Genomic DNA, 25,325 nt, shown 5'->3' with positions numbered 1-25,325 from the left:
TTTGATTAATCATGATTCATGCAAGAAATCTAACAAAGGTATTAAGGGATGGTTCCATTGAGAGCACTATTCTTCAAAATGTCAATCTTGACATTGAACAGGGTGAATATGTGGTAATTCTTGGGCCTTCGGGAAGCGGAAAGTCCACTTTAATTAATATCATTGGATTAATCGAAATGCCTACCTCGGGGGAGTTATTTTTTATGGGGCACGAAGTAAGTCGCCTAAAAGATCGTCAGAGGAGTAATCTTAGGCGCGGAGGTATAGGGTTTGTTTTCCAGAATTTCGGGTTGATTGATGAATTAAATGTATACGAGAATATTGAACTGCCATTGAAGTACCTGAAGTATTCGAAGAAAGAAAGGCAGGATAAAGTGGCGAAGGTACTGTCTAAACTGCAGGTTTCGCATTTGAAACACTATTTTCCAAAACAATTATCTGCTCTGCAGAAGCAGTTGGTAGGAATTGGCAGGGCTATAATTACAAATCCAGACTTGATAGTAGCTGACGAACCCACAGGGAATTTGACTTCAGCTTGTGGTAATAAGATAATGGAGGTATTGTCTTCTTTAAATGAAGAGGGCTTTACTATAGTAATGGCTACTCATTCGGCTCTTGAGGCCGATCGAGGGCAGCGCGTGATACAATTGTTTGATGGGCATGTAGTAACTGAAAATATAAAGAATCGTCTGTAATGATGCTGAATCACCATATCAAAGTAGCCATCAGAGGTATTAGAAAGCAAGGTGTTTATGCTTTGCTAAATATCTTTGGTCTGTCTGTTGGTTTGGTATTAGGACTTTTTGTTATTCTATTAGTACGACACGAATTGAGTTATGATAGTTCCTTTACTCATAACAGCCGAATATACCGTGTAGCAACGGAAGGCATATTAGGAAATAATAATATCAATAGTGCTACGTCGCCGATGCCATTGGCTGTAATGCTTCGGGAAATGGACGATGTGGAAGAAGTGGTTCGATTTATTCCTGGTGCAAATAATGTAGTGTCTTATGAGGATAAGCATTTTAATGAGGATGGATTTATGTTTGGTGATTCCACCTTTTTTAATTTGTTTGATTTTAAATTTTTAGAAGGAGTTGATTCTGTTGTTTTTAATGCTCCAAGGCAGCTGGTTGTAACAGAATCAAGTGCATATAAGTACTTTGGCAGGATAGATGTTGTTGGAGAATCCCTTGAACGTGAAGGAATAAACTACAAGATAGTAGGTGTATGTGAAGATGTGCCGGGTGCAACTCATTTCCAATTTGGGTTTGTGGCATCACTTAGTACAATCGATGAAATTCTATTAAATAAAGCCGATTCTGCTTACCTGGAGGACTGGAAGAATGACTGGCTGTATTTAAACTGCTATACCTATTTGAAGCTAAAGGATGGTGTTGAGTCGGATACCTTTATGGATAAGATCAATCAACAAAAGGATAAGCTTTTTGTGCCGCAGGTTCAAAAAGTTGTTGAAGATGAGCAAGCCGGAAATAGTATTGAGCTGTCATTTTTTGCTCAAAACATTAAGAGCATCCATTTCGATTCCCACTTAGATGGAGAATTGAGAGTGAACTCAAAACCTATTTACATTAAGCTTTTTGTGTTTGTGGCAATATTTGTTTTACTGACCACATGCATCAATTTTATGAATTTGACGACAGCCAAGTTGAGGGTCAAATATCAGGAAGTGGGTTATAGACAATTGGTCGGTGCTTCGCGTACGCAGTTAATCGCTCAATTCTTGGTGGAGGCTCTGGTGTATGGTTTAGGAGCCATGTTTATTGGAATGGTTTTACTGGAGCTGATGTTACCTTTCCTTAATCAGTTTTTTGGACTGAACCTTGAATTTGACTTCTTCAGAGGCTGGGTGGATTTCTTTGGAATTTTAGTCATTTTGCTTTTCGTTGGGCTTTTGGCAGGTAGTTTCCCTGCGTTTTTCTTTTCCGGAAGAAAGCCCGGGAAGTTGATTTCTGGCTCTTATAAAATTGGAAAGAGTGGATTTGTTGTGCGTGGTTTGCTTGTGGCAAGTCAGTTTGGCGTGGCCATGTTTTTAGTTGTGGTGGCCACAGCTATGTGGTGGCAGATAAATTATGTGAGAACGAATGATCATGGTTTTGATAGTGAAAATGTGATTGTTGTTGAGCGGGGACATGCGGTTCGTAATAATCTTGAGGCGTTTAAGAGCGAACTTAAAAAGATAGATGGGGTAGAGTATGTGAGTGCATGTAATAGCTTGCCTGGTGATGACCATTTTCAGGGTGCGTTCCGTATTAGCAACGGCAAGGAAGAGCGGGTGCATATGCTGCCTATCAATTATATAGATGAAGAATATTTTAAAGTACTGGGATTACAGTTAAAAGCAGGACGGTTTTTGAGCGATGAACTGGGAGATAGTCTTGGTATTAACCTTAATATAGCTGCCATAAAGAAGTTGGACTTAAGAAAACCATTGGATGAAAAACTCGAAGTTTATGGTAATAGAAATTGGTCCCTCAGTACTGTTGGAGTTATAAAAGATTATCATTTTGAATCGTACTTTACCGAAATTCGACCCCTGGCGCTGATGTTATTGCCGGAAAAAATGCGTTTCGAATATATTTTAATTAAGAAAGGAAGTGGAACGGGTTTGGATATGCAGGCAGTGCGATCGGTCTGGGGTAATTACTCAGAAGGTGCGCCTTTTGTGTATTCAATGCTTACGGATCGCATAAATGGACTATATGATGATGATGTACGGATTGCGAAGATTATGTCCGTTTTTGCACTGCTTTCCTTGTTTATTGCCCTATTGGGTGTTATTGCTCTGGTGGCATTCGTAATCGAATATAAATCAGAAGGTATAGCGGTTAAAAACATTTTGGGAGCAACGCGGCAATTGATCATGACTCAGGTTTTCTCAATGTATGGAATATATGTTGTGCTGGGTGTTGTTTTGGCATCTTTTCCTGCTTATTGGGCTATTCAGGCCTGGGGAAGCAGCTATGCTTATTTTGATTTCGTTGGAGGTTTTGTGTTCGTTTTCTGGGCATTGGTTTTAATGTTGCTTTCATTTATTGCTACTTTTATTCAGGCCTTTAGAGGCGTGAGTTTACGTCCTGTAAATTCATGATCTGACAATTTTAGCAGAGATTATATTGTTCAGCAGATAGTTTTGTCTAAGATTCTTATCATATATCAATTTAACACTTCCTTTTAAGCTCTGTATATGAAAAATTTCGATATATTTGCGCGACTAAGACGTGAAGTTTGTCAAAACGAATTATAAAAATTTTTAACAAATGCAGAACAAAGGAGCTATTAGACTTTTTGCCATATTGTTGGTATTGGTCAGCTTATATCAATTGATGTTTACATTCCAGACTCGTAGAGTGGAAAATGTGGCGAAAGAGATAGCAGGTGGCGACTCGGACAAAGAATTTGCCTACCTGGATTCAATTAAAAACGAGACGGTTTATAACTTTTTATGGGGTGCCCGTAAATATACATACCAAGAGTGTAAGGAGCGCGAAATAAATTTCGGTCTTGACTTGAAAGGTGGTATGAACCTTATTCTTGAGGTTAAAGTGGCTGATGTTGTTCGTGCACTTTCCAATTACAATACCGATGAAACATTTTTGAGAGCGTTGAAAGAAGCTGAAGAGGCTGAAAAGAATTCTTCAGATGATTTTATCAAGCTTTTCGGAAAAGCGTTTTCTGATATTGATCCTAATGCGCAACTGGCAACAATTTTCAATACTGTTGAATTAAAAGAACGTGTAAGCTATAACTCTACAAACGAAGAGGTACTGAAAGTAATACGTGAAGAATCAAATAGTGCAATTGATAATGCATTCAATATTCTTCGTTCGCGTATCGACCGTTTTGGTGTAACACAGCCAAATATTCAGCGACTGGAAAAAGCGGGACGTGTATTAGTTGAGTTACCGGGTGTTACCGATCCTCAGCGTGTGCGTAAACTGCTACAAGGTACTGCAAGCCTTGAGTTTTGGGAGACCTACGAGAATTCAGAGCTTTTTGAATCACTGGTTCAGGCTGATTCTAAAGTTCGCGAAATTGAAGCTGCCAAAGCACCTGTAAGTGCAACGGAGGAAGAAGCTGAAGAAGTGTCTGCCGAAACTGCAGAGGAAGCTTCATTGGTTGATCAGTTAGCAGCAGATGCTACAACAACAGACTCATTGGAAGCTGCCAGTACTAAGTCATTGTTTTCATACCTTCAGCCAAACCACCCTCAGCAAAGAGGTCCTGTAGTTGGTATTGCTTTATCGCGCGATACTGCTGAAGTGAATGCTTATTTAGCAAATCCAACAGTTAAGAGCTTGTTTCCAAAAGACGCGCGTTTCTTCTGGACAGTTAAGCCAATTGAAAAAGACTATTTAGTTAGCCGTTTTGGTTCAGATATCAATGAAAAAGAAACTGCTTTCCAGTTAGTGGCTATCAAAGTAAGTACTCATGATGGCCGTCCGCCATTAGAAGGTGATGTAATTACCTCAGCTCGCAGTCAAACTAACCAGCGTGGACAGTTTGAAGTAAGTATGAGCATGAATGCAGAAGGAGCGAAAACATGGTCACGTCTGACAGGAGCTAATGTGGATCGTAGCATTGCTGTTGTATTGGATGGTTTTGTTTATAGTTTCCCAACTGTTAATCAAAAGATTGATGGTGGTCAGAGTCAGATAACTGGTAACTTCACACCAGAGGAATCTCAGGATTTAGCTAATATTCTTAAGTCGGGTAAATTACCTGCACCAGCACGAATTGTTGAAGATACGGTAGTTGGTCCTTCACTGGGGCAGGAAGCTGTTGACAGTGGTTTAACATCTTTCATCTGGGCATTTGTTGTAGTGCTTATCTACATGCTACTATACTATGGTGTACGTTCAGGATGGGTAGCTGATTTTGCTTTGATAGCTAACATGTTCTTTATTATGGGTGTTCTGGCATCCTTTGGAGCTGTGTTAACATTGCCAGGTATTGCGGGTATCGTTCTGACAATTGGTATGTCGGTGGATGCCAACGTACTTATTTATGAGCGTATTAAGGAGGAATTGAGAGCCGGTAAAGGTATTCAAATGGCCATTAAAGATGGTTATAACAATGCGTTCTCTGCCATCATTGATGCCAACGTAACGACCTTCCTAACTGGTCTTATTTTATTCCTATTTGGTACAGGTCCGATTAAAGGTTTCGCAACCACATTAATGATTGGTATTGCTACTTCATTCTTCTCAGCTATTTTCATCACTCGATTGATCTTCGAACAGATGTTGAGTAAGAATAAGAAGCTGGTTTTTGATACCAAGTTGACACGTAATTTGTATAAAAACCTACATGTAAGATTCCTGGAGAAACAAAAATTATTCTTTGTAATTTCAGCAATTGCTGTACTGGCCTCTATTGGTTCGTTGGCAACTCTGGGTCTGAAGCAAGGTATTGATTTCACAGGTGGACGTACATTTGTAGTTCGTTTCGACGAGCAGGTTTCATCAGTTGATGTACAGAAAACATTAACCGATGTATTTGATGGTGCTCATGTAGAAGCTAAGCAATTTGGTAATGAAGGTAACCAGGTGCGTATTGCCACTAACTACATGATTGAAGAAAATTCAGATGAGATAGATAACCAGGTTGAGACAAAGTTATATGAAGGCTTAAAAACGTTCATTAAGAAAGATATTTCTCAAGACGACTTCTTGTCTGATTATCGAATGAGTTCTCAGAAGGTTGGTCCAACCATTGCAAGTGATATTAAAAAGAATGCAGCATATGCTATCGGATTCAGTTTATTGGTCATCTTCCTGTATATACTGATTCGTTTCCGCAATAAAGAATATGGTTATGGTGCATTAGCTGCATTGGTACACGACGTTATTATTGTGTTAGGTATCTTCTCATTGACATACTCGTTTATGCCATTCTCAATGGAGATTGATCAATCCTTTATTGCAGCAATACTTACCGTAATCGGTTATTCGATTAACGATACGGTGGTTGTGTTTGACCGTATACGTGAGTACTTCAAACTATTCCCAAAACGCAATAAGGAAGAGGTGGTTGATGCAGCACTTAACTCAACTGTGAGTCGTACAATCAATACTTCGTTAACAACATTTGTGGTGTTGTTAGTTATCTTCCTGTTCGGGGGTGAAGTTATCCGAGGATTTGTATTTGCATTAATGGTAGGTGTGCTTGTTGGTACATACTCATCATTGTTTATTGCAACGCCGGTTGCTTTCAACTTTCTTAACAAGAAGAAGCAAAAGAAATAATAAGAAACTGATATAAAAGAGAGCCCTGTGAAGATTCACAGGGCTTTTTTGTTGTCAGAACAAGTAATGTCAGTTGACAGTTAATTTATGCTAATTAGATTCCCTGATAGGTGGTTTTGATTTTTCTATTGATATTTTTGGAACTATCTTTGAGCTTGAAATTGTTTGCTATGAATACAATTCTTTTTATATCCGGAGGTGAAATTATCATCGTTGTTTTGGTTGTTTTGTTACTGTTTGGTGCCAAAAGCATTCCTGATGTTGCGAGAATGCTCGGTAAGGGAATGAATGAATTTCGTAGAGCATCAGAAGAAATAAAACGTGAATTCAGAGAGAATACAAGCGATATAAATGATGTGGTTAAGGAAACTCGTGAAGGAATAGATACAGAGATTAAAGCTGTTAATTCTGCCATTGAGGAAGAAATGTCAGATGATGATCCTTATAACCTTAAGCAAAATGCTGAGTCCGCAGAGGCAAAAGATGACAGCCAATCGGACGAGGTACCCCCTGTATCTCCGGAGGGTCCTGTTTCGAGAGAAGATAAACTTGATTAACTATTGATTGTATGCCCCCAGTTTTATATTTATTGGCCGGTTTTGTGTTGTTGTTTTTTAGTGGAGACTGGCTGGTAAAGTCGAGTGTACAGTTAGCCCGTCATTTTAAAGTATCCACCCTGGTTATTGGAATCACTGTGGTAGCTTTTGGTACTTCTGCACCCGAGTTGCTGGTTAGTCTGCGAGCCGTTTTTGATGGTGCTGCCGATATTTCGGTTGGTAACGTTGTTGGCTCTAATATTGCTAATATTGCATTAGTGTTAGGTATGGTAGCCATTGTATATCCGGTAAAAGTTATTAAGAAAACAGTGTGGCTTGATTGGATAGTTATGATGCTGGCAACACTCGGACTGATACTTGCGAGCTCTAACTTTATTATAAGCTCATTTGAGGGGATTCTGTTTATAGTATTGTTGGGAGTTTATATAATCTGGGCAGTATTTAATAGTCGTAAGCAGGGCAAGAGCAAGGAAAAAATTGAAAAACCATCACTTTCGCTGGTCAAAACGGTTTTGTTATTCTTACTGGCCGCTGCAGGCCTGTATTATGGTGCCGAATGGCTGGTAGTTGGAGCTAAAGATATTGCCACCAGACTGGGAGTTAGTGAACGGGTTATCGGGATATCGGTTGTTGCTGTTGGTACGAGTATTCCAGAGCTGGCTACATCATTAATAGCCGCCATAAAGAAGGAATCTGATATATCCATTGGTAATATTATTGGCTCTAATATTTTTAACATTTGGGCTGTATTAGGGGTTACCTCTACCATTAAACCAATTAATGTTAGTCCATCCATTGTGAATACAGATTACTGGTGGATGGTGGGTATTGCTATTCTTTTGTTCCTGTCGATATTGCCGCTTTCAAAAGGATTAGTTTCGCGTTGGAAAGGTGGAATTTTTCTAAGTATTTATATCTTGTACATTTATCTTTTATTTGTTTAGATATGATTAACTGTACCGGGATAACGAAGAAATATGGAGACCTTGAAGTATTAAAAGGTATTGATCTGACAATTAATAAAGGTGAGGTGGTGTCGATAGTTGGTGCCAGTGGTGCGGGCAAGACAACCTTACTTCAGATATTGGGTACACTCGACAAACCAACATCTGGCGAGGTGGAGTTAGACGGGATTAATCTTAATAAGTTAGCAGGTAAAGAACTATCTGTATTCAGAAATACACGCATCGGCTTTGTCTTTCAGTTTCATCAGCTTTTACCCGAGTTTACCGCACTTGAAAACGCGATGTTGCCCGCATTAATCAAAGGAGCATCTAAGGCAGATGCTGAAAAGCAAGCCAAGGAATTTCTGACATTTTTAAGTCTTGACCATCGTCTAGAACATAAGCCATCAGAGCTTAGTGGGGGTGAAAAACAGCGAGTAGCAGTGGCCAGAGCTTTAATTAACAGGCCTGCTGTTATCTTTGCCGATGAGCCATCAGGTAACCTTGATTCGCATAGCCAGGAAGAGCTTCAGAAACTATTTTTTGATTTGCGCGAGGCTTATAATCAGACTTTCGTAATTGTTACCCACGATTACCATTTAGCTAAAATGTGTGATCGTATGATTGAAATGAAAGATGGCCTGGTTTATAACACCTAAGGGATGGAATTAATCGAAATTAAAGACTTTCTGGATGAAAAGGTGAATAAATATAACCGGCCAGAATTTATAGAAGATGATCCCATTTCTATTCCACGCCTGTATACCAAAAAAGAAGATATTGAAATAGCTGCTTTCTTGACAGCTGCTATAGCCTGGGGGCGACGTGATCTGATATTAAAGAGTGCGAAGCAATTAATGAGCTTGCTTGAGAATGCGCCCTGTGATTTTCTGTTGAATGCCAGCGAGAATGAATGGTCGCGTTTTGAGGCATTTTATTACCGCACCTTTTCTTCAGTTGATTGTTTGTATTTTGTAAAAGCTTTAAAGGCGATATACCTACGCCAAGGTGGGCTTGAGCAGCTATTTACCACACGCTATCAGTCAGGTGATATAAAACCTGCTCTAGTGCATTTTCGTTCCGTATTTTTGAGCTTTGAGGCTCCAGATAGGACCTCAAAGCATATTGCAAATATAGAGAAAGGCTCTTCTGCCAAACGGCTTAATATGTTTTTACGATGGATGGTGCGAAAAGATAATCGGGGAGTGGATTTTGGTATCTGGCAAAGCATTTCTTCGGCTGATTTATTATTGCCGTTAGACGTGCACACTGGTAACGTATCACGACAGTTAGGTATTCTTAAGCGTAAACAAAATGATATTAAAGCGGTGGACGAGATCATGTTAACCCTGAGAGAGTTTGATGCAGCCGATCCTGTCAAATATGATTTCGCCTTGTTTAGTTTAGGAGTCAATGAGTCTTTTTAAGTATGGCCAATAGTTACTTTCAGTTTAAGCAGTTTACTATCCACCAGAGTCAAGCGGCCATGAAGGTAGGGACCGATGGTGTACTTCTGGGGGCATGGGCCGATATTAACAGCTGCTCATCCCTATTGGATGTTGGTACCGGAACAGGCTTAATTGCTTTGATGATGGCCCAACGAAATGCGAAAGCTTTGATCACAGCCATTGATATTGATGAAGGAGCTGTGCAGCAGGCCGCTTTCAATGTTGAAGCGTCGGATTGGAGCAACCGGATTTTGGTTGAACTATGCCCACTTCAGGCATTTAAACCCGAAGCCTGTGGTTTATTTGATCATGTAGTATGTAATCCGCCTTTTTTTAATAATGCTTTTAAAAGCGAAAATCAATCGCGTACTATGGCACGCCATACCGACTCGCTTTCCTATAAGGAGTTGGTTGCATACACTTATCAATTAACACATGAAGAGGGAAAGTTATCACTTATTATTCCTTATGATTCGAGTGAAGAGCTTATATCTTCAGCAAAGCATGTTGGGTGGTATTTGCATAAACGTTTAAATATTCGTCCCACACCAAATAAAAAATATGTCAGGGCATTGGTGGAGTTCATAAAAGAAGATGTGGCAGAAGCATGCTTAGATGATATGATCATCGAGGATAAAGGCCGACATAAGTATTCAGATAAATATATTGCACTTACGAAAGAGTTCTACTTAGCAATGTAGACGATTATTTATCCATATTTAGTGCAACATTTAGTTGTGTGATGCCGTATGTACATAATAGTTATGCGGATAAAAATCAATATTTTACTGGATAGTATCTCATTTTTTGCGTTTCTTAGGTTAAAAGAAAATTGAATTAAAATCACTATTTTGGTGGCGGAAAACAATTAAGATGTTTAAAAGAAAGTATACAGATAGTGAGTTGTTAGATGCGGTTTACTCGAGAGACAGTAAGCTGATCAAGTATATTATGCAGCTTGTTTGGGAGCAAGTGAGTAATATTGTGATGGAGAATAGCGGAACCAAAGAGGATGCGATGCAAGTTATGCAAGAAGCATTTATTGCCATCTACTCAAAAAAAGAAAAGCCAATATTGGTTTCAAAATTTTCAACCTATTTTATTGCCATTTGTAAGAACCTTTGGCATTTTGAGTTGCGAAAAAGAAAGGTGACACCGGTTTATCAGATGTTGACAGATGAGATACCTGAATTGGAAAGCGAGATTCATGAAAAAGAACTTTTTGAGAAACGGAGGCGTTTATACTTAAAGTACTTTAATAAGATTCAGAAGGTATGTCAGGATGTGCTTAGGCTGGTTGCTATTGGTTTTACCAATGAGCATATCACCACCGAATTAGCATTTAGTTCGGTTGCATACACAAAGAATAGGAAATCGATGTGTAATAAAAAGTTGCTGGAGATGATTAAAGCAGATCCAGAATATAAGGAGTTGAAGTATGGATTATGATAAGAAAATACTGCAGTTGTTTACAAACGAACTGGATCCTTTACACCGCGCTGAGTTAAAGGCTGAGTTAGTCAATAACGAAGGATTAAAAGAGGATGTCAAGCTTCAGCAAGAGGTGCTTTACACAATTGCTAATCATGAGGAGGACTATTCCGATTTCAGGAAGCAGTTGAAAGATATAGGCAATGAATTTATTACAGAAGAAGATAGTAAAAAGTCGTCTTTCAAAATTAATTACTGGCTGGCTGCTGCATCGGTTGTGGTGGTTATTGGATTAGGAAGTTACTTAGGGTTGCTGAGAGATGCTAACTATACAGGAAATCAGGCCTTCGTGGAATATTATAGTCCTTATGGGGCTGACTTAACAGTTAGAGGAGGAGAACAGTCGGGTAGCTTTAACATGGCCTTTGAGTTGTATCATTCCGGTGACATGAATAACGCCATTGAGGCTTTTAATGAATTGCGTGAAGAAAATGAAGAGCTGGCAGGTTTCTTTACCGGACTTTGCTACCTGGAGCTTGGCGAGATAAAGGAAGCCAAAAATGAGCTTGAAGCCACCAGAAACATTGCTATTTTTTACGAAGAGCAGGTTAAATGGTACCTTGCTTTATGTCATTTAAAACTGGAAGAATACAAGGATGCAGAACTGCTGCTGACTCAAATTATGACAAGCAATAATAAATACGCCAAAGAAGCTAAAGATATATTGGCCAAGCTTGATTCTTAGCGCGAATGCTTTTTGTCATATATAAAAAGTATAACAACAGATAACATGGCAAATGCCAAAAGGTACATGAAAATGCCTTTTGGCATTTTTTGTTTGATAGGATTTGTATTGCCAGATAAAACATAATTGGCCCAATAGTATGGGTGAGAATGTATGCCGTCTGCTTTTGACAAGTAATTGAGTTTGCTGTTTTGAAGTGCCTTGTTCTTGCCAATACCTTTATTGAGTTCGTTATAAAATTCACTGGTTATATCTGCCCCGCTAGCATCATTTACCGGCCAGAGCGTCATTACTTGTGATTCAACGCCCGCAAATGTAAAGGCTCTGGCAATGCTTAATAATCCCTCTCCCTTCTTTTTCTGACCGCTTCCTGAGCTGCACGAGCTGAGCACTGTTAATGGCGATTTGATGCTGTAGTTATATATCTCAGCGGCTGTAAAACTACCTGTGAGGCTATCTTTTGAAGCAAATACGATTTGGGAGTTAAATGGTTGGATGTCATCGTTTAATGAATGCATGGCCAGATGTATAATGTCATTGTCCTGCATAGATGCAATAAAATTGGTTTTATTGGCAGCTTTGCCTTTAAAGAGCTTGGTTGTGTATATTTGCTCTATAGAGAGTATTTCCTTTTGGGCACCTTCAAGAGGAGGTAACAATGAATCTAATAGCATATTAGCGCTGAAGTCGATTGAATCAGGTATGGCCTTGCCACAATACTCCGGAGCAAAAGCAATGACACGATTAAATTCAACTGGTTGATGTGACTGGTAATCAAGTAAGGCAGTATTATAGGCATAGCTCAAAGTTTGTGTTTTAACCAGCCAGGGATACTCTTTAAAACGTGGTTTTTGCTTTGAAACATCCTCTGTTAATAACGATTCAAAAGGCAGATAGGCAAGGTCGGAATGGGGAATGATAATAAGCTCCTTACCCATTACTGTTTGTTCTAAATCTTTTAGAAGATTGTTATACAATGTATAAGAAGCTTTTGCAAAATGCCGGATGTGCTCAAGTGAGTGTTGTCCAATAAAAGGGGTTGATAGTTCATCTAAGACTAATTGTAAGGCATCATTAAAGTCAGTATTAACTTTTATAATATCGCATCGGTATGCATCCTTATCAATCACAAAACGAATTATTTCGTCTTCTGTTTGATAATAATCAATGACGGTTTGATTCTTGTTAATGCGCTCTTGGGTTTCAGCCAAAGACAATGAAGGCACTCTTGCCTGTTCTTCTATATACTGTGGAAAATCCTTTTTTATAAACGAGTTGATGCTATCGATATTGGCCATGCAGAGGCTCATTTTTATACTAAGTTGGTTGGTAAGACTACTGTCAGGTTTGTTAGTAAACAAAGCTTCATTGTAGCGCTGCATATATCGGTCGTATTGCTCTTTGTGATGATTAAGTTGATTGATTATTTCAATGGGTACGCCTGAGTTGAGCTTATAGTTCTTGTCTGCTACGCCTTGAAGCAAAGCATATGATTTACCTTTTTGAATAAATGAAAAGGCTTGCTCCAGGTAATCTCGGTTTTTTGTGGCATTGTATAGTGCCATGGCTACTTTAGTACTCTGCAAAGTGAAATCGTAGTACATTTCACCTGTTATCAGGCGATCACGGTCATAGTTTTGCTTACTCCTTAACAAGTCCAGTCCATTACCTGCAACTTCAATGGAGGCCATGGCTTCATGAAGTGTATTTATGTCACCGCTTTCTTCGTATTGACTGTAAAGATTGTTGGAGAGCGCAATATTCACTTTCCGGTATAGAAAGGCAATTCGGCTATTCTGTATAGTTGATGAGTTATCCTGTAAGTGAGGATATTTTGTAAGCATTTCACTAATTACATTACTCAGTAGGTCATTTGCCTCACTAAATTGCTCCAGATGTTTGTAGCATAAGGCTTTTTCGTAATAGTTATCCCAAAATAGGTAATGAGTGTAATTGCTGTTGCCTTCTAAGACTTTAGTTACATTGTTAAGATGCACCAAGCTCTGTGTATATTGACCAAGATCAAAGTAGGCTAGTGCAAGAATATTTTCAAAATGTCTGTTTAAAGGAAGATTTAATTGGTTGTAATATAGGTGCTTGGCTGAATCGATATAGGCGTATGCAACATCATCTTCATAGATTTTTGCAAATTTTTGTCCCGCAGAAAGGTAAGCGTTGGCAAGATGTTTTTTATCAGTTTGTTTACATTCAATTATACCTTGCAATAAGTAGTATTCCATTTTATCATTTTGCTGCAATTCATAGTATAGCCCTGCAAGCATTCGATTTGCCGAGATACGGGTATTTATACGTCCTTGGTTCAATGGTGTTGTAGAAAGTGCTCTGGTAGCATAAAGTATTGTGCTTGTATAATTGTTTTGCTGGTAATAATGGTAAGCAAGTGAAACTAATAATGATGCATACTCATCGAGAAAATACTGAGATTTGTTTTTATAAAAGGCACTGAGGTTTTGAATTATAAGTTTTGCCTTATCTTCTTTACCCATTATTAATAGAAGATCAACATAATTCTGATAAAGTGCATGGTTATTGTTATTAATTGTGTGATTAAAAGGCATTGCAAGTGCTTCCTGTAAAACGCGATAGGCAGCTTCATATTGCCTGTACGTGCTATATAATGTGGAACTATAAACTTCAACAGAAAGGTTGTAGTTCTCGTAGTTCGCATTGTTTAATAGTGTCTTTTTTTCAAGTTCAAAGGATTTACTCAGGTACTCAAGCCTTAGTGCATGTTGCTCCTCATTACCATAAATAACTGAAAGATTATGGTATATTTTTGCTTTCACAGAGTCAACCAAAAAAGCATCAGAGTTATCTTGTATTAGTTGATTCAATATGGTTTTGCCACGATTGTCATATTTAAGGTTTATCGAAAGAATGCCACAGTATAATTTGATATAAAACGCAAATAGTTGATCATCCTGATTTAAATCAATTGAGTTGAGAAACTTATAACCTTTCTCAGTTTCTTGAGCATAAACAAAGGATCTGATTGTTTTGTATAGCAGGCGAAAGCGTTCATCATCCTTAGGGCGCAAGTCTTCCGATGACAATATTTGAGCTCCAATTTCAGCTGCTTTTGAGAAATTTTCTGCAGAATAATACTTCGTAAAATATATTATGTAGTCATTATTTTCTTGAGAATAACTTTTTTTTACTAGGCTTAATAGGCACATTATGAGGGTTATAGCGTATATGCTTCTCATTTTCTTAAAAAAAAGTTCAAAAAAAGGTGTTACGATTCCCGATTTCTGCAATTAACCTATAGAAACCATTAATACGATAGTATCATGAAGTCTGTAGTTAATTCAAAAAAACAAGAGCAATATAAAAAGTTTATGGCAAAAGATGCCGCTTTTTTGAAAAAGATAGTTGGAGGAGAGGGCGATCTAAATTCACCTGTTCAAGACGAAGGATCTAAAATTAAGTTATAGCAAAATTTTTAGCATTGAAAATTGGGCTTTGGACAAGCACGATATATGAAAACAATAAAAATATATAAAACTATCCCGATTAGTTAAGTCTGAACGCAGACTGTTTGTAGGAACCAAAGAAGGTGAGGCGGTTTCCCTTATAGATTCCCGATTCTCACATTATCTCACCTAGTACCCCTCACCTTCTTTATCCTCATCTTAATTGGAAAGGAGAGTACGATATTGGCGCAGCACGAAGTACATAAAACAATCGCCCTGATTGATACCGAAATCAGAGGCAAAGCAACTGGTTCACCTATTGAGTTAGCCGGGCGGCTGTGTATGTCTGTGCGTATGCTCTATTTCTACATCGATATGATGACCTCTTTGGGAGCTGAGATATTTTTCTCAAAGGAAACCAACAGCTTTCTATACGAAGAGGATGGTTATTTTAAAGATGGTATTCGTTGGATAGTAACCAGCAAAGTAAGGGCATCTAAGTAACGCGATATTGTTGGCAGGAAAGCCATTGTTGCTTAATCTTAAATAAAATTGCTATTTTCGGGATGTAGCAATTGATAACATGCCCACTGATACACCCAAATTTGATCAGCTTAAAAATAAATTCAATTACTATTCCGCTAACTTTTATCGCGGATATGCTTTGTATTGGGTGATTTTAGTGATTTTACTTCTGACTTTTTGCGCCCTGCCTTTTATTTATGTAGATGTATCTGTTCAAAGCCGGGGAATCATCACCTCTGAAAATAAAAAAGTAGCTATTGTATCGCCCTTAACAGCCAGAGTAGTCGATTGCTACATCAAAGAGAATGCAAAAGTTAGTAAGGCTGATACCCTTGTTAGGCTTCACCAGAGCGGAATTCAGAATGAGATGGCTATTAATCATCAGCAGATCGTTTTGCAGCAGAATTATGTTGCTGACTTATCAGTTTTGCTGAAAGAAAGAGATACTGATAAACTTCTTACTTCGTTATATAAGAAAGAAAGGGATGAATACACAAACACACTAAATGCTTACCAGGGGAAAATACAAAAGCTCAACATTGATTTTGACAGAACAGCCGAATTGTATGCCGCTGGAGTTGTACCATTAACAACGTTCCAGGAAGATTCCTTTAAATTGGACGTAGCTCGTAATGAGTTACTGACATTCCAAACTTCAACCAAAGCTCGCTGGGAAAGTGAACGACGAGACTATACCTTGGCTATTCATGAACTGGAGGGCCGCATTGAGCAACTCAGACAGCAACAGAACCAGTACATTATTACGGCGCCATTTGCTGGTAGTCTTATCGACTTCATGAGCATTGCGCCAGGACATATACTCAACGAAAATCAGCACATCGCTTATTTGTCGCCTGAAGAGGAATTGATTGCAGAGTGTTACGTCAGTCCTGCGGATATTGGGTTTATACATCCGGGTATGGCCGTTCAGTTGCAGATTGATACCTATGATTACAATCAATGGGGACTGTTAAGTGCACAAGTAATGGAGGTCGCCGATGATGTGGTACTGATGAATGATACCTATCGCTATTTAATCAGGTGTCGCTTGTCCGATGATCATCTGAAGCTAAAGAACGATGTTGAAGGCTCACTTAGAAAGGGGATGAGCTTGACAGGGCGTTTTGTGATTACACAGCGCTCATTGTTTCAGTTGTTGTTTGATAATGTTGATGACTGGCTAAATCCAAAGATTATAAATGATACTAAAACCTTAAACCTTGGTAAATGATGAAGCTTAGTATACAGCAATATGATACAACAGATTGTGGTGCTGCATGCTTAGCTTCAGTTGCCAGGTATTACCGTTTGAGATTGCCACTGTGGGATATTCGTCGCCAGGCAGGCACCAATAAAGGGGGGACGAGTGCTTATGGTTTAATCAAAGCTGCCGAATCATTAGGGTTTGATGCTAAGGGTGTTGAGATAGACTTGTCTGATTTGAAGGAGTTACCCTTGCCGGCCATTGCTCACTTGCAACAGCCATCTGGTTCCCATCACTTTGTGGTGATTTATGGTGTGAGTAAAAAGCAAGTTAAAGTGATGGATCCGGCTTTTGGCAGGATGCATAGGATGTCCTTGGAAGCTTTTAGAAAAAGATGGACAGGGATCGTTATATTATTAATTCCTTCAGCAGATTTTACTGCCGGGGATAAAACCGTTTCTAACTATCGGCGATTCTGGAATGTGCTAAAGCCCCACCGCGCCATTTTTATGCAATCAGGTCTTGGAGCATTGGTTTTTTCCATATTGGGGCTTTCTACAGCATTTTATATTCAAAAACTGACCGACTTTGTGCTGGTAGGGCATAACCAGAACTTATTGCACCTTCTTGGGGTCATCATGGTGGTAATTTTCGCTATACAATTATTAATAGGAATATTGCAATCGTGGTTTGTATTGCGTGTCAGCCAAAATATTGATACCACACTAATCTCTGGTTATTTCCGGCATTTAATAAAGTTGCCACAAAAGTTCTATGACAGCATGCGCATCGGCGAGTTGATTTCCCGTGTTAATGATGCCGTTAAAATACGCAACTTTATCAATCAGGTAGCAGTGGAGGCTATAGTCGATATTTTAATCATCATTATTGCGTTTCTGGTGATGATGGTATTTAGTATGAAACTGGCACTATTGTCCTATGCGGTTATTCCCATCTACCTGTCACTGTTTCTGATAACTAATGCTGTTAACCGGCGTCTTGAAAGAGCTAAGATGGAAGAAACAGCAGAACTGGAGATACAACTGGTTGAATCATTGAGAGCCGTTAAAACCATCAAACAAATGGGCGCTGAAGAGCATTTTGCCAATGGTGTTGATAATCGGCTAATGGCCGTACTTCAAAAAGTTTATAGTTCTGGTAAGCTCGATATTTTTTCATCGTCAGGCATGCAATTCATAAACAGGGTGCTCACGTTGGTTATTCTTTGGGCTGGTGCAGGATTGGTCATTGATACAGGACTATCAGCCGGTGAATTGATGTCCTTCTTTGCTATATCGGCTTATTTTACCGGACCAGTAGCCAGGTTGGCAGCTATTAACAAGAGTGTGCATGGAGCCCTGATAGCCATGGATCGCCTTTTTGAGCTGCTTGAACTTAAGCAGGAAAACGCTGATAAGCCTGCGATGTCATTTGCACATGAGGATGTGGGTGATATTGTTTTCACAAAAGTTTACTTCTCATATACCCTTGAACAGGATTTGTTTCAAGACTTTAGCATGCGAATAAAGTCGGGTGGTATAACGGTTTTACTGGGAGATAGTGGTTCGGGTAAGTCAACCATTGGAGCGCTTATTCAGGGTTTATACCCGGTAAATAGTGGGAGCATTGCCATTGGTGGACACGATGTGGCGCAAATAAATCTCACTCATTTGAGAAGAGTAGTTGGCATTGTGCCGCAGAACATTGAACTGTTTGCCGGTAATGTGATTGAAAATATTGCACTGGGTGATGCTGAACCTGATATAAAGCGTATTCGTGAGATTATTCAGCAACTTGGTTTAGAAGAGACAATCGAGCAATTGCCTGAGGGCTATTATACATGGCTGGGTGAAAACGCGGCACAACTGTCTGGTGGGCAACGACAGCGATTAGCGATTGCCCGTATGCTCTATCTCAATCCCCAGGTGTATATCTTTGATGAGGCAACGTCTTTCCTCGATGATCGCTCCGAAGCCATTATTAAAGAACTTATCATGAGCTTAAAAGAAGTTGGTAAAACCATTATTATGGTGGCGCACCGCATGAGTGTAATTGATATTGCCGATGAGGTGTTTGTTTTCGGTAAAGGGGAAGTCATACAGTCGGGTAGTGTTAAAGAGCTGAAAGCGGATAAGAAAGGGCGTTTTTATGAGATGTGGAAGCACCATTGGGGGTAAATACACATAAGCTATACTGCGTATGATTCTTTTCTCTACTTTTGTGGCCTGATAAGAGTAGAGCTTGAATGAAAAATAGTTACGCACCCCATTATTGGCCGAACCTAAAGCTGGCCACACCAGTCATATTAGCTCAAGCTGGCCAGATGCTGGTCAACTTAGCGGATACATTAATGGTGGGACAGGTAGGAACCATTCCTTTGGCAGCAGCCTCTTTTGCCAATAGTATTTTTATTAACGTGTTGGTACTGGGTATAGGTATTTCCTATGCAATAACGCCGCTGGTTGGTAAAGCCTATGGCGCCAAAAATAAAGATGAATGTGCCTATTGGTTTCAGCAAGGCATATTCGCCAACTTAATTATTGGAGTTTTATTATCTGTTATTGCCGGAGCCATTGTTTGGGCAATGCCACTGATGGGGCAGGAGGCAGGAGTAGTTGAGGAAGCCGTACCTTATTATCTACTTTTAGTGCTGTCAATATTACCATTACAGGTGTTTAACAGCTATAAGCAATTTGCCGAGGGCTTAAGTAATACGCGTATAGCCATGTACATTACTGTGGGTGGTAATTTGTTAAATATTGGCCTCAACTACATATTTATATATGGACATTTTGGTGCTCCTGCCTTAGGAGTTGTGGGGGCAGGTATTGGTACGCTGGTGTCGCGTATTATGATGGCCATTTTTTTCGTATGGATATCCTATCGCATCACACTTTTCAACAACTACCGAGGCATTCATTTAACGCGTTTTTCAAAAACGGCTTTTGTGAGCATATGCCGACTGGGTTTTCCTATTGGTCTTCAGTTTGTGATTGAGGTGTTTGCATTTAGCCTGGGAAGCATAATGATGGGGTGGATAAATGCAGTTAGCCTGGCTGCTCACCAAATTGTACTTAGTTTGGCCAGTTTAACCTACATGATGTCATCCGGCCTGGCTTCGGCAACCACCATAAAAGTGAGCATCTTCAGAGGACAAAAGAATTATCTGGCACTTAAGCACAGTGCCTTTGCGTCTATTCATCTGGTATTGATGTTTATGACTGGTATGGGCATTCTGTTCTTAACACTGCGTTACTGGTTGCCGGGTTTGTTTATTGATGACAGAGAAGTAATTGAGATAGCGGCTGGTTTGATGGTAGTAGCTGGCTTATTCCAGATTTTTGATGGTGTACAAGTAGTTGCACTCGGTATCTTAAGGGGCCTGGAGGATGTGGTGATGCCTGTTATTGGCGCCGGGATTGCCTACTGGCTTATATCATTGCCTGTTGGATACTTATCTGCATTTATATTCAGTGCCGGACCTGTTGGTATTTGGATTGGTTACCTGGCAGGATTGGCATCAGCCGGCATCTTTTTATTGACTAGATTCAGAATATTGTATAAAGCACGATACGGTGTATAAATCCATTAATATGCAGATAGATGTAGTGGCCACGGCTCAGTTGGTTAATTCGGATGTAGTAGAAGGAAAAACAGTGGTGGTAATTGATGTTTTGAGAGCCACCTCAGTTATGATAACGGCTTTACAAAATGGCGCCCAAGCCGTAATACCGGTAACAACACCTGATGAGGCGTTTGAATTGAAAGAGCAATTGGGCAGGGATGTGCTTCTGGGGGGAGAGCGAATGGCTGAACCCATCCCTGGATTTGACTTTGGTAACTCTCCATTATCATATACTGCGGATGTTGTTAGTGGGAAAACCTTAGTCATGACAACCACCAACGGCACGCTGGCCATCAACAACTCATTAACGGCACAAGAACTAATTGTGGCATCGTTTATTAATAGTGATGCAGTCTGTCAGTTTCTGTCGAATAAAGAGGAGGTAATTATCGTTTGTTCGGGTAACAATGGATTATATACTCTGGAAGATGCCCTCTGTGCCGGACAAATTGTTTACCAGCTTCAGAAGTTAGGTATGGCTGTTCAGTGCACTGATTTTGCATTGGCACAAAAAGCTCTTTATGAAAGTCACAGGCATAACCTTAGGCAGTTGTCAGCTAGAGGTTATCACTATAATGTGTTGCAGCAAAAGGGCTACGTAGATGATTTAGCCTATTGCTTTGAGACAAATATTAGTAAAACGATTCCGGTGTGGAATGGTCAGGCGCTGGTCAGCCACCATTAGAAGACAAAAAAATATAACTGATAACGCTTTAAATAAAAGAGCCGCTCTAGCATTCAACTAAAGCGGCTTTTATCTTCAAACCATTGCGAGCTTGAGCTTGCCTGAGGTTTTAATCAATAATTCGGTTAAGAATAACATACGCAGCTGCTCCGCCAATCAGTAACAAGGCAGCAAATATTAAAGGTGTGTTACTCGAAGGAGTGTTCATAGCATAAAAGGCTAATACTATAACTCCCAAAACGATTAGGATGATTCCAAAATTTTTTAAAAATGCATTCATGGTGATTTGTTTAAAGGTACATTCTAAATATACAAACAATTCGTTTGCGGGCAAAGGTTAATTCAAATATTGAGCACATTATAAGCAGGTTGCTGTTGCTGTATGATGAGTTTGATCATTGGTCGACTGTTACCTTCAGCCTATGTTTGTGAGGTAATAAGCTTTAGTCATGGTAAAAATAAATGTCTGCCTATTCCAACCCTTCACACAACTATTTCGTCACTAGTATGAATAGGATAACTCAAATGGGAAGAAATTTTATACAATTTGGCATCTTTAGCCTAATGCTATTGCTCTTGGGTGCCTGCCAGAAGGAAGAATTTACGCAGCCTGTAGCTACTCAGTTACTGGTAAAGCTGGCAGATGGCAGTTCTCCCAACATTAGTTTTGAAATGGGAACAGTGTTTTTTCAGCAAATACAATTTGACGGACATAGGCAGCAGGGAGGCGATGTGCATTTTTCAACCAAAGCCGACAAACCAATGGGGCCGGTTACTTTCTCAGGTGAGAGTGAAGGATTCATTAAGCACTTTGATATACCACAAGGCGTGTATTCACATATGCAATGGCAGTTTGTCGTAGGCGATATGGATGAGCTTGACGATGTTACAGATGGTGATGATGAAGGGGATGAACTGGATATTGATGGTGGTCTCCTGCTAAACGGGCATTGCCTGAAAGCCGATGGAACGATATTGCCACTGCGTATTGTAATTGATGAAGATGAGCAATTTAGAGTGAACACGTTTGCAACGGATGACGCCCAGACAATAACACTGACAGCCGCCAATAGCTATGCGATGCTATTGCTTATCGATCCTTATTATGCGGTGCGCTCCATCTCAACGGCATCATGGGAAAATGCCGAGGTGGAGAACGATGACGACGAGTTGTATATAGAGGTGTCGTCAGATGTCAATGAGGGCCTGTATGAAACCATTTTGTTTCGCCTCGAAAGTTCAATGAAGGTGACTATTCAATAAATGCCGGCTGTGGTGAAGGATATAAGTGATGAGCAGTTGCTCAAAGGATGCCGCAAGCGCGAGCGAAAAGCACAGGAGCAGTTGTACCGCAAATATGCAGGTGAGATGCTGCGTATTTGCCTGGCGTACGAGCCCGATAGAGATGATGCAAAAGATATCCTTCAGAATGCTTTTTTGAAGGTGTTTAGAAATATAGAAGCCTATAGTGGTGAAGGTGCGCTGAAAGCCTGGATAAGGCGAATTATTACCAATACGGCCATTGATGCCTATCGGAAGAAACAGCAAATTGCAACCCTGAGAATCGATGATTTGGGCGAATATGCTGAACCGTCGCAAGAGTTTACCGATCCTTTGGTGTGTCAGGATTTATTGAAAGAAGTGGAAAAGCTGCCCGATGGAGCACGTATTGTTTTTAACCTGTACGCCATTGAAGGCTACGGCCATAAAGAAATTGCTGAACGTCTGGGCATCAGTGAAGGCACTTCTAAATCGCAGCTCAACAGGGCGCGCAAGCTATTGAATGAACAGTTAACTGGCATTGAGGTGTAATATGCAGAATAACGAATTCCATAAAAAGTATCGAGAGTTGCTGGAGCAGGACGCACTGCAGGCACCTGATGATGTATGGATGAATATTTCGGAGGCACTGGATACTGATGCATTACCTGTTGAGCCCAATGATGAGGTTCAGGCAATGATTGACGAGGTGTGGGGAGGCATTACCAATGAGCTGGATGTTGATGAGGTGTGGGATACTATTTCAGAGCAGCTGGACAAGGAAGAGAAACGATCTGTGTTTATAAGGTATTGGCGCTGGCTGGCCGCAGCCATTATTGTCCTGCTAATTGGTGTTGGAGGCATTTTGCAAATATTTACACCCGAACCTACGCAACCCCGCATAGCAAAAATGCATCAATATAATAAGCAAGGACATCAGCCTGCTGATGAGGTGCAGAATTCAGATTTGGTATCAGCTGAATTGTTATCAGATGAGGTGGTTGCCGGTGTTTCTGATGGTCCCAATGAGGAACTGTCAAACCAAGAGAATACTAATGAAACGTACATAGCAACATTACTACGTGATGAGCCTGGTGTAAAAACAAGTAATACGATTCACCCAAACGAAGAAAGCAGTACAGTTGCTTGTTTCCCGATACCTGCATCAGGCTCTTTTTCACTCCCACATTTAAATACCCCATTGGAGGGGAAAGCTGCCTATATACAATTGCCCGATGGTGTGAATATCAATCGCGCAGCCAGCCTGAGGCAGTATCGTCAACCCAATACCTACTGGATGGCTGATTTTGCACCTATTCAAGCATTGGATGAGGGGGGTGAGTTATTGCACGACCGTCGGGATAGCCGCTGGACAACAGGTGTGGTAACAGCCGTTAAAAACACCTATCTGCTTAATCAGGAAACACTGGATGGTTTTTCGCCTGCCGGTATGAATAATGCCAGTCTGGCTTTTATGCCCGATGTAGGCCTAAACCTGCAATATGCCCTTAACCGACGCTATGTATTGGAGTCGAATGTATTTGTTTCATCCACTACTAAGCAAAGCTATAATTTTTACAGCTATGGCGAGTATGTGTCGAAAGATATGCAGCTGCATTACCTGGCCACCGAGCTGTTGCTAAAACAAAATGCCAGACGCAGTTTTTTCAAAGATAAGTTGATACGGCGCAATGTGGCAGGGGTTTATTTGGCGCACATGCAGTCGGCTTCGGAGCAAGTGGGAAGTGAGGTAATGGATGTATCCTCAAAGTATGCGTCGTTTGACTATGGCCTGATGCTGGGGCAGGAGCTTGAGTTGCGTTCAAGCGGACCTGTGAAGGTGTCTACGGGTATTGCTATTAAATATGGCCTGCCCAACGTATATGTGGGAGATGCACAGGTGCCGGGGCAGTTCAATAAAACGCATAACGCGTCCATCGAATTCCGGGTGGGTATTGCCTACCGCTGGAAAGCAAAGGCCGGTATTGACCATTACCTGGGCTTTAACCCAAAGAAACAAAGGAAGTAGTTATTTAAACTGGATAGTAAGGCGAGCCACGCGACCATTAGCACCAGCTGCATAGGCCGATGCTTCACCTGGTACCGGGCGCAGGGTGTAATAGCCTTCTTCACCTCCGTGAAGCCAGTTTTTACCATCATCCATGGAATAGTCATAACCTGTTTTGCCCATGGCAACAGCCAGCTGTGTGTCCTCTACAGTCACATATTGCACGCAAGAGCGAAAACCTGTCGGCATGGATTGGGCCAGCTGCCAACTTAAGCCACCATCGCTGGTATAGGCAGCAATGCTGTCATTGTGTTCGGGGTGCATATAGTTACCGCCCACAGCTATGCCTTTTTGTGCATTGCTAAAAGCCACGGAATAGATACCATCTGCCACCGATTGGGCTTTCATTGGTGTGCTGACAACACGCCAGTTGATGCCGTCATCCTGTGTGAGGTAGATACGGGCGGCCGGGCCTCCAGAGGCCATCCAGGCATAGCCATTGTCCAGGTATTCGATGCAGGTGTTGGAAGCGGCAAAATTGCTTTCGCCCGGAAGGGCCGTTGGCACTTGCTGGCTGCGTTTCCAGCTCTGACCGCCATCGGTGCTGCGCAGTATCATAAAACGTCCGTCAACCGGATCCGAAACAGCCAATGCTTTGCGGCTCGTGGCAAACTTCAATGAATTGAAAAACAGTCCATCACCCGAAAGGGTATCTACAGTCTGCCATGCGCGCCCGCCGTTGCTGGTTTGGTAGATGATGGCCGGGTTATTCACCCCAATAACAAAGGCATGCAGAGAGTCAAGGGCGTGTATGGACCTGAAGTCGTTGCCTGCTTCGTGACTGATGGAGCAATCGTGCCAGGTACCTCCGCCATCATTGCTTCTAAGGATGGTGCCTCCCGAGCCCGATAGCCATATGCACTGATTGTTAATAACGCTAAGCCCACGGATAGAAGCCTGTGTAGGCGTAACCAGCTCGGTAAAAGTAAACGAGGGTTGGGGAGTAGAGGTGCAGGCTGCCATCAGCAACATAAGGCTTGCCATCAGACAGTGGATGAGGTAGAGGTGTTTGTTCATGGGATGAAAAGTTATTAACCTGAGTTCGACGTAAAATTTCTGATTCAGATCGCTTATAAATAGTGAGTTTCAATCGAAAATTATGAAAGAATAGCGGGCTATTTTGAATA

At 40.6% G+C, this 25,325-nt stretch carries 22 protein-coding genes; 19 read left to right on the top strand and 3 right to left on the bottom strand.

What is annotated here, in order from left to right:
* Positions 1-11 precede the first annotated feature (11 nt).
* The 10 genes from KEM09_RS19130 to KEM09_RS19085 all read left to right on the top strand — a co-directional run bounded on the left by KEM09_RS19130 (position 12) and on the right by KEM09_RS19085 (position 11,397).
* Complete coding sequence (locus KEM09_RS19130) at positions 12-695, top strand: ABC transporter ATP-binding protein (RefSeq protein WP_212230771.1); 684 nt, start codon at positions 12-14, stop codon at positions 693-695.
* The gene (locus KEM09_RS19125; RefSeq protein ID WP_212230770.1) at positions 695-3,115 is read left to right on the top strand and encodes an ABC transporter permease; all 2,421 of its coding nucleotides are present in this window, start codon (positions 695-697) and stop codon (positions 3,113-3,115) included. The genes KEM09_RS19130 and KEM09_RS19125 overlap by 1 nt, the downstream gene beginning before the upstream one ends.
* Positions 3,116-3,284: 169 nt before the next feature.
* Positions 3,285-6,272, top strand: a complete 2,988-nt coding sequence (secDF, locus tag KEM09_RS19120) for a protein translocase subunit SecDF (RefSeq protein ID WP_212230769.1) — start codon at positions 3,285-3,287, stop codon at positions 6,270-6,272.
* A 170-nt stretch (positions 6,273-6,442) separates the two neighbouring features.
* Positions 6,443-6,829 carry a twin-arginine translocase TatA/TatE family subunit gene (locus tag KEM09_RS19115; RefSeq protein WP_212230768.1) on the top strand — a complete coding sequence of 129 codons (387 nt, stop codon included), beginning with the start codon at positions 6,443-6,445 and terminating at the stop codon, positions 6,827-6,829.
* Between the two features lie 11 nt (positions 6,830-6,840).
* Positions 6,841-7,773 (top strand): calcium/sodium antiporter, encoded by a 933-nt coding sequence (locus tag KEM09_RS19110; protein ID WP_212230767.1) that lies wholly within the window; start codon positions 6,841-6,843, stop codon positions 7,771-7,773.
* A gap of 2 nt (positions 7,774-7,775) precedes the next feature.
* The gene (locus tag KEM09_RS19105) at positions 7,776-8,432 is read left to right on the top strand and encodes an ABC transporter ATP-binding protein (RefSeq protein WP_212230766.1); all 657 of its coding nucleotides are present in this window, start codon (positions 7,776-7,778) and stop codon (positions 8,430-8,432) included.
* A gap of 3 nt (positions 8,433-8,435) precedes the next feature.
* Positions 8,436-9,200, top strand: a complete 765-nt coding sequence (locus KEM09_RS19100; protein WP_212230765.1) for a TIGR02757 family protein — start codon at positions 8,436-8,438, stop codon at positions 9,198-9,200.
* Between the two features lie 2 nt (positions 9,201-9,202).
* Positions 9,203-9,922: a tRNA1(Val) (adenine(37)-N6)-methyltransferase gene (locus KEM09_RS19095; protein ID WP_212230763.1), complete on the top strand. Its 720-nt coding sequence runs from the start codon at positions 9,203-9,205 to the stop codon at positions 9,920-9,922.
* Between the two features lie 172 nt (positions 9,923-10,094).
* Positions 10,095-10,670 carry an RNA polymerase sigma factor gene (locus KEM09_RS19090; protein WP_212230761.1) on the top strand — a complete coding sequence of 192 codons (576 nt, stop codon included), beginning with the start codon at positions 10,095-10,097 and terminating at the stop codon, positions 10,668-10,670.
* On the top strand, positions 10,660-11,397 hold the full coding sequence (locus KEM09_RS19085) for a tetratricopeptide repeat protein (protein WP_212230759.1): 738 nt from the start codon (positions 10,660-10,662) through the stop codon (positions 11,395-11,397). Before KEM09_RS19090 ends, KEM09_RS19085 begins: the two co-directional genes overlap by 11 nt.
* On the opposite strand, the gene KEM09_RS19080 is transcribed toward KEM09_RS19085, so the two are convergent.
* The gene (locus KEM09_RS19080; RefSeq protein ID WP_212230757.1) at positions 11,394-14,471 is read right to left on the bottom strand and encodes a CHAT domain-containing protein; all 3,078 of its coding nucleotides are present in this window, start codon (positions 14,469-14,471) and stop codon (positions 11,394-11,396) included. The genes KEM09_RS19085 and KEM09_RS19080 overlap by 4 nt on opposite strands.
* A gap of 237 nt (positions 14,472-14,708) precedes the next feature.
* Here KEM09_RS19080 and KEM09_RS19075 point away from each other — a divergent pair, with 237 nt between their 5' ends.
* The 6 genes from KEM09_RS19075 to KEM09_RS19050 all read left to right on the top strand — a co-directional run bounded on the left by KEM09_RS19075 (position 14,709) and on the right by KEM09_RS19050 (position 20,870).
* Positions 14,709-14,852, top strand: a complete 144-nt coding sequence (locus KEM09_RS19075; RefSeq protein ID WP_212230755.1) for a hypothetical protein — start codon at positions 14,709-14,711, stop codon at positions 14,850-14,852.
* 222 nt (positions 14,853-15,074) lie between these two features.
* Positions 15,075-15,335: a hypothetical protein gene (locus tag KEM09_RS19070; RefSeq protein ID WP_212230753.1), complete on the top strand. Its 261-nt coding sequence runs from the start codon at positions 15,075-15,077 to the stop codon at positions 15,333-15,335.
* A gap of 79 nt (positions 15,336-15,414) precedes the next feature.
* Entirely contained in the window at positions 15,415-16,587 is a 1,173-nt protein-coding gene (locus tag KEM09_RS19065; protein WP_212230751.1) for an HlyD family secretion protein, read from the top strand.
* Positions 16,584-18,737, top strand: a complete 2,154-nt coding sequence (locus tag KEM09_RS19060) for a peptidase domain-containing ABC transporter (RefSeq protein WP_212230749.1) — start codon at positions 16,584-16,586, stop codon at positions 18,735-18,737. Before KEM09_RS19065 ends, KEM09_RS19060 begins: the two co-directional genes overlap by 4 nt.
* 68 nt (positions 18,738-18,805) lie before the next feature.
* The gene (locus tag KEM09_RS19055; RefSeq protein WP_212230747.1) at positions 18,806-20,143 is read left to right on the top strand and encodes an MATE family efflux transporter; all 1,338 of its coding nucleotides are present in this window, start codon (positions 18,806-18,808) and stop codon (positions 20,141-20,143) included.
* A 10-nt stretch (positions 20,144-20,153) separates the two neighbouring features.
* Entirely contained in the window at positions 20,154-20,870 is a 717-nt protein-coding gene (locus tag KEM09_RS19050) for a 2-phosphosulfolactate phosphatase (protein ID WP_212230745.1), read from the top strand.
* Positions 20,871-20,979: 109 nt separating this feature from the next.
* Here the strand turns inward: KEM09_RS19050 and KEM09_RS19045 are convergent, their stop codons facing one another.
* Positions 20,980-21,150, bottom strand: a complete 171-nt coding sequence (locus tag KEM09_RS19045) for a hypothetical protein (protein ID WP_212230743.1) — start codon at positions 21,148-21,150, stop codon at positions 20,980-20,982.
* Between the two features lie 245 nt (positions 21,151-21,395).
* Between KEM09_RS19045 and KEM09_RS19040 the strand changes: the two genes are divergently transcribed.
* Genes KEM09_RS19040 through KEM09_RS19030 form a run of 3 tightly spaced genes read left to right on the top strand, consistent with a single transcriptional unit; the run spans position 21,396 to position 24,159 of the window.
* On the top strand, positions 21,396-22,133 hold the full coding sequence (locus tag KEM09_RS19040) for a hypothetical protein (RefSeq protein ID WP_212230741.1): 738 nt from the start codon (positions 21,396-21,398) through the stop codon (positions 22,131-22,133).
* A 12-nt stretch (positions 22,134-22,145) separates the two neighbouring features.
* Entirely contained in the window at positions 22,146-22,682 is a 537-nt protein-coding gene (locus KEM09_RS19035; protein WP_212230740.1) for an RNA polymerase sigma factor, read from the top strand.
* A gap of 1 nt (position 22,683) precedes the next feature.
* Positions 22,684-24,159 (top strand): hypothetical protein, encoded by a 1,476-nt coding sequence (locus tag KEM09_RS19030; RefSeq protein ID WP_212230739.1) that lies wholly within the window; start codon positions 22,684-22,686, stop codon positions 24,157-24,159.
* Here KEM09_RS19030 and KEM09_RS19025 read toward each other — a convergent pair whose 3' ends face one another.
* On the bottom strand, positions 24,160-25,215 hold the full coding sequence (locus KEM09_RS19025; RefSeq protein ID WP_212230738.1) for a WD40/YVTN/BNR-like repeat-containing protein: 1,056 nt from the start codon (positions 25,213-25,215) through the stop codon (positions 24,160-24,162).
* Between the last annotated feature and the right edge of the window lie 110 nt (positions 25,216-25,325).

The organism is Carboxylicivirga mesophila, from assembly GCF_018271975.1.
Taxonomy (GTDB): domain Bacteria; phylum Bacteroidota; class Bacteroidia; order Bacteroidales; family Marinilabiliaceae; genus Carboxylicivirga; species Carboxylicivirga mesophila.
The sequence above is the reverse complement of the archived record's forward strand: the minus strand, read 5'-3'. Positions and strand labels throughout refer to the sequence as shown.

Coding starts and splice junctions, on each gene's coding strand:
- secDF (WP_212230769.1), top strand. CDS start 3,285: ATGCAGAACAAAGGAGCTATTAGACTTTTTGCCATATTGTTGGTATTG.
- KEM09_RS19085 (WP_212230759.1), top strand. CDS start 10,660: ATGGATTATGATAAGAAAATACTGCAGTTGTTTACAAACGAACTGGAT.
- KEM09_RS19115 (WP_212230768.1), top strand. CDS start 6,443: ATGAATACAATTCTTTTTATATCCGGAGGTGAAATTATCATCGTTGTT.
- KEM09_RS19105 (WP_212230766.1), top strand. CDS start 7,776: ATGATTAACTGTACCGGGATAACGAAGAAATATGGAGACCTTGAAGTA.
- KEM09_RS19090 (WP_212230761.1), top strand. CDS start 10,095: ATGTTTAAAAGAAAGTATACAGATAGTGAGTTGTTAGATGCGGTTTAC.
- KEM09_RS19125 (WP_212230770.1), top strand. CDS start 695: ATGATGCTGAATCACCATATCAAAGTAGCCATCAGAGGTATTAGAAAG.
- KEM09_RS19110 (WP_212230767.1), top strand. CDS start 6,841: ATGCCCCCAGTTTTATATTTATTGGCCGGTTTTGTGTTGTTGTTTTTT.
- KEM09_RS19095 (WP_212230763.1), top strand. CDS start 9,203: ATGGCCAATAGTTACTTTCAGTTTAAGCAGTTTACTATCCACCAGAGT.
- KEM09_RS19065 (WP_212230751.1), top strand. CDS start 15,415: ATGCCCACTGATACACCCAAATTTGATCAGCTTAAAAATAAATTCAAT.
- KEM09_RS19100 (WP_212230765.1), top strand. CDS start 8,436: ATGGAATTAATCGAAATTAAAGACTTTCTGGATGAAAAGGTGAATAAA.
- KEM09_RS19050 (WP_212230745.1), top strand. CDS start 20,154: ATGCAGATAGATGTAGTGGCCACGGCTCAGTTGGTTAATTCGGATGTA.
- KEM09_RS19025 (WP_212230738.1), bottom strand. CDS start 25,215: ATGAACAAACACCTCTACCTCATCCACTGTCTGATGGCAAGCCTTATG.
- KEM09_RS19130 (WP_212230771.1), top strand. CDS start 12: ATGATTCATGCAAGAAATCTAACAAAGGTATTAAGGGATGGTTCCATT.
- KEM09_RS19040 (WP_212230741.1), top strand. CDS start 21,396: ATGGGAAGAAATTTTATACAATTTGGCATCTTTAGCCTAATGCTATTG.
- KEM09_RS19055 (WP_212230747.1), top strand. CDS start 18,806: ATGAAAAATAGTTACGCACCCCATTATTGGCCGAACCTAAAGCTGGCC.
- KEM09_RS19060 (WP_212230749.1), top strand. CDS start 16,584: ATGATGAAGCTTAGTATACAGCAATATGATACAACAGATTGTGGTGCT.
- KEM09_RS19030 (WP_212230739.1), top strand. CDS start 22,684: ATGCAGAATAACGAATTCCATAAAAAGTATCGAGAGTTGCTGGAGCAG.
- KEM09_RS19075 (WP_212230755.1), top strand. CDS start 14,709: ATGAAGTCTGTAGTTAATTCAAAAAAACAAGAGCAATATAAAAAGTTT.
- KEM09_RS19045 (WP_212230743.1), bottom strand. CDS start 21,150: ATGAATGCATTTTTAAAAAATTTTGGAATCATCCTAATCGTTTTGGGA.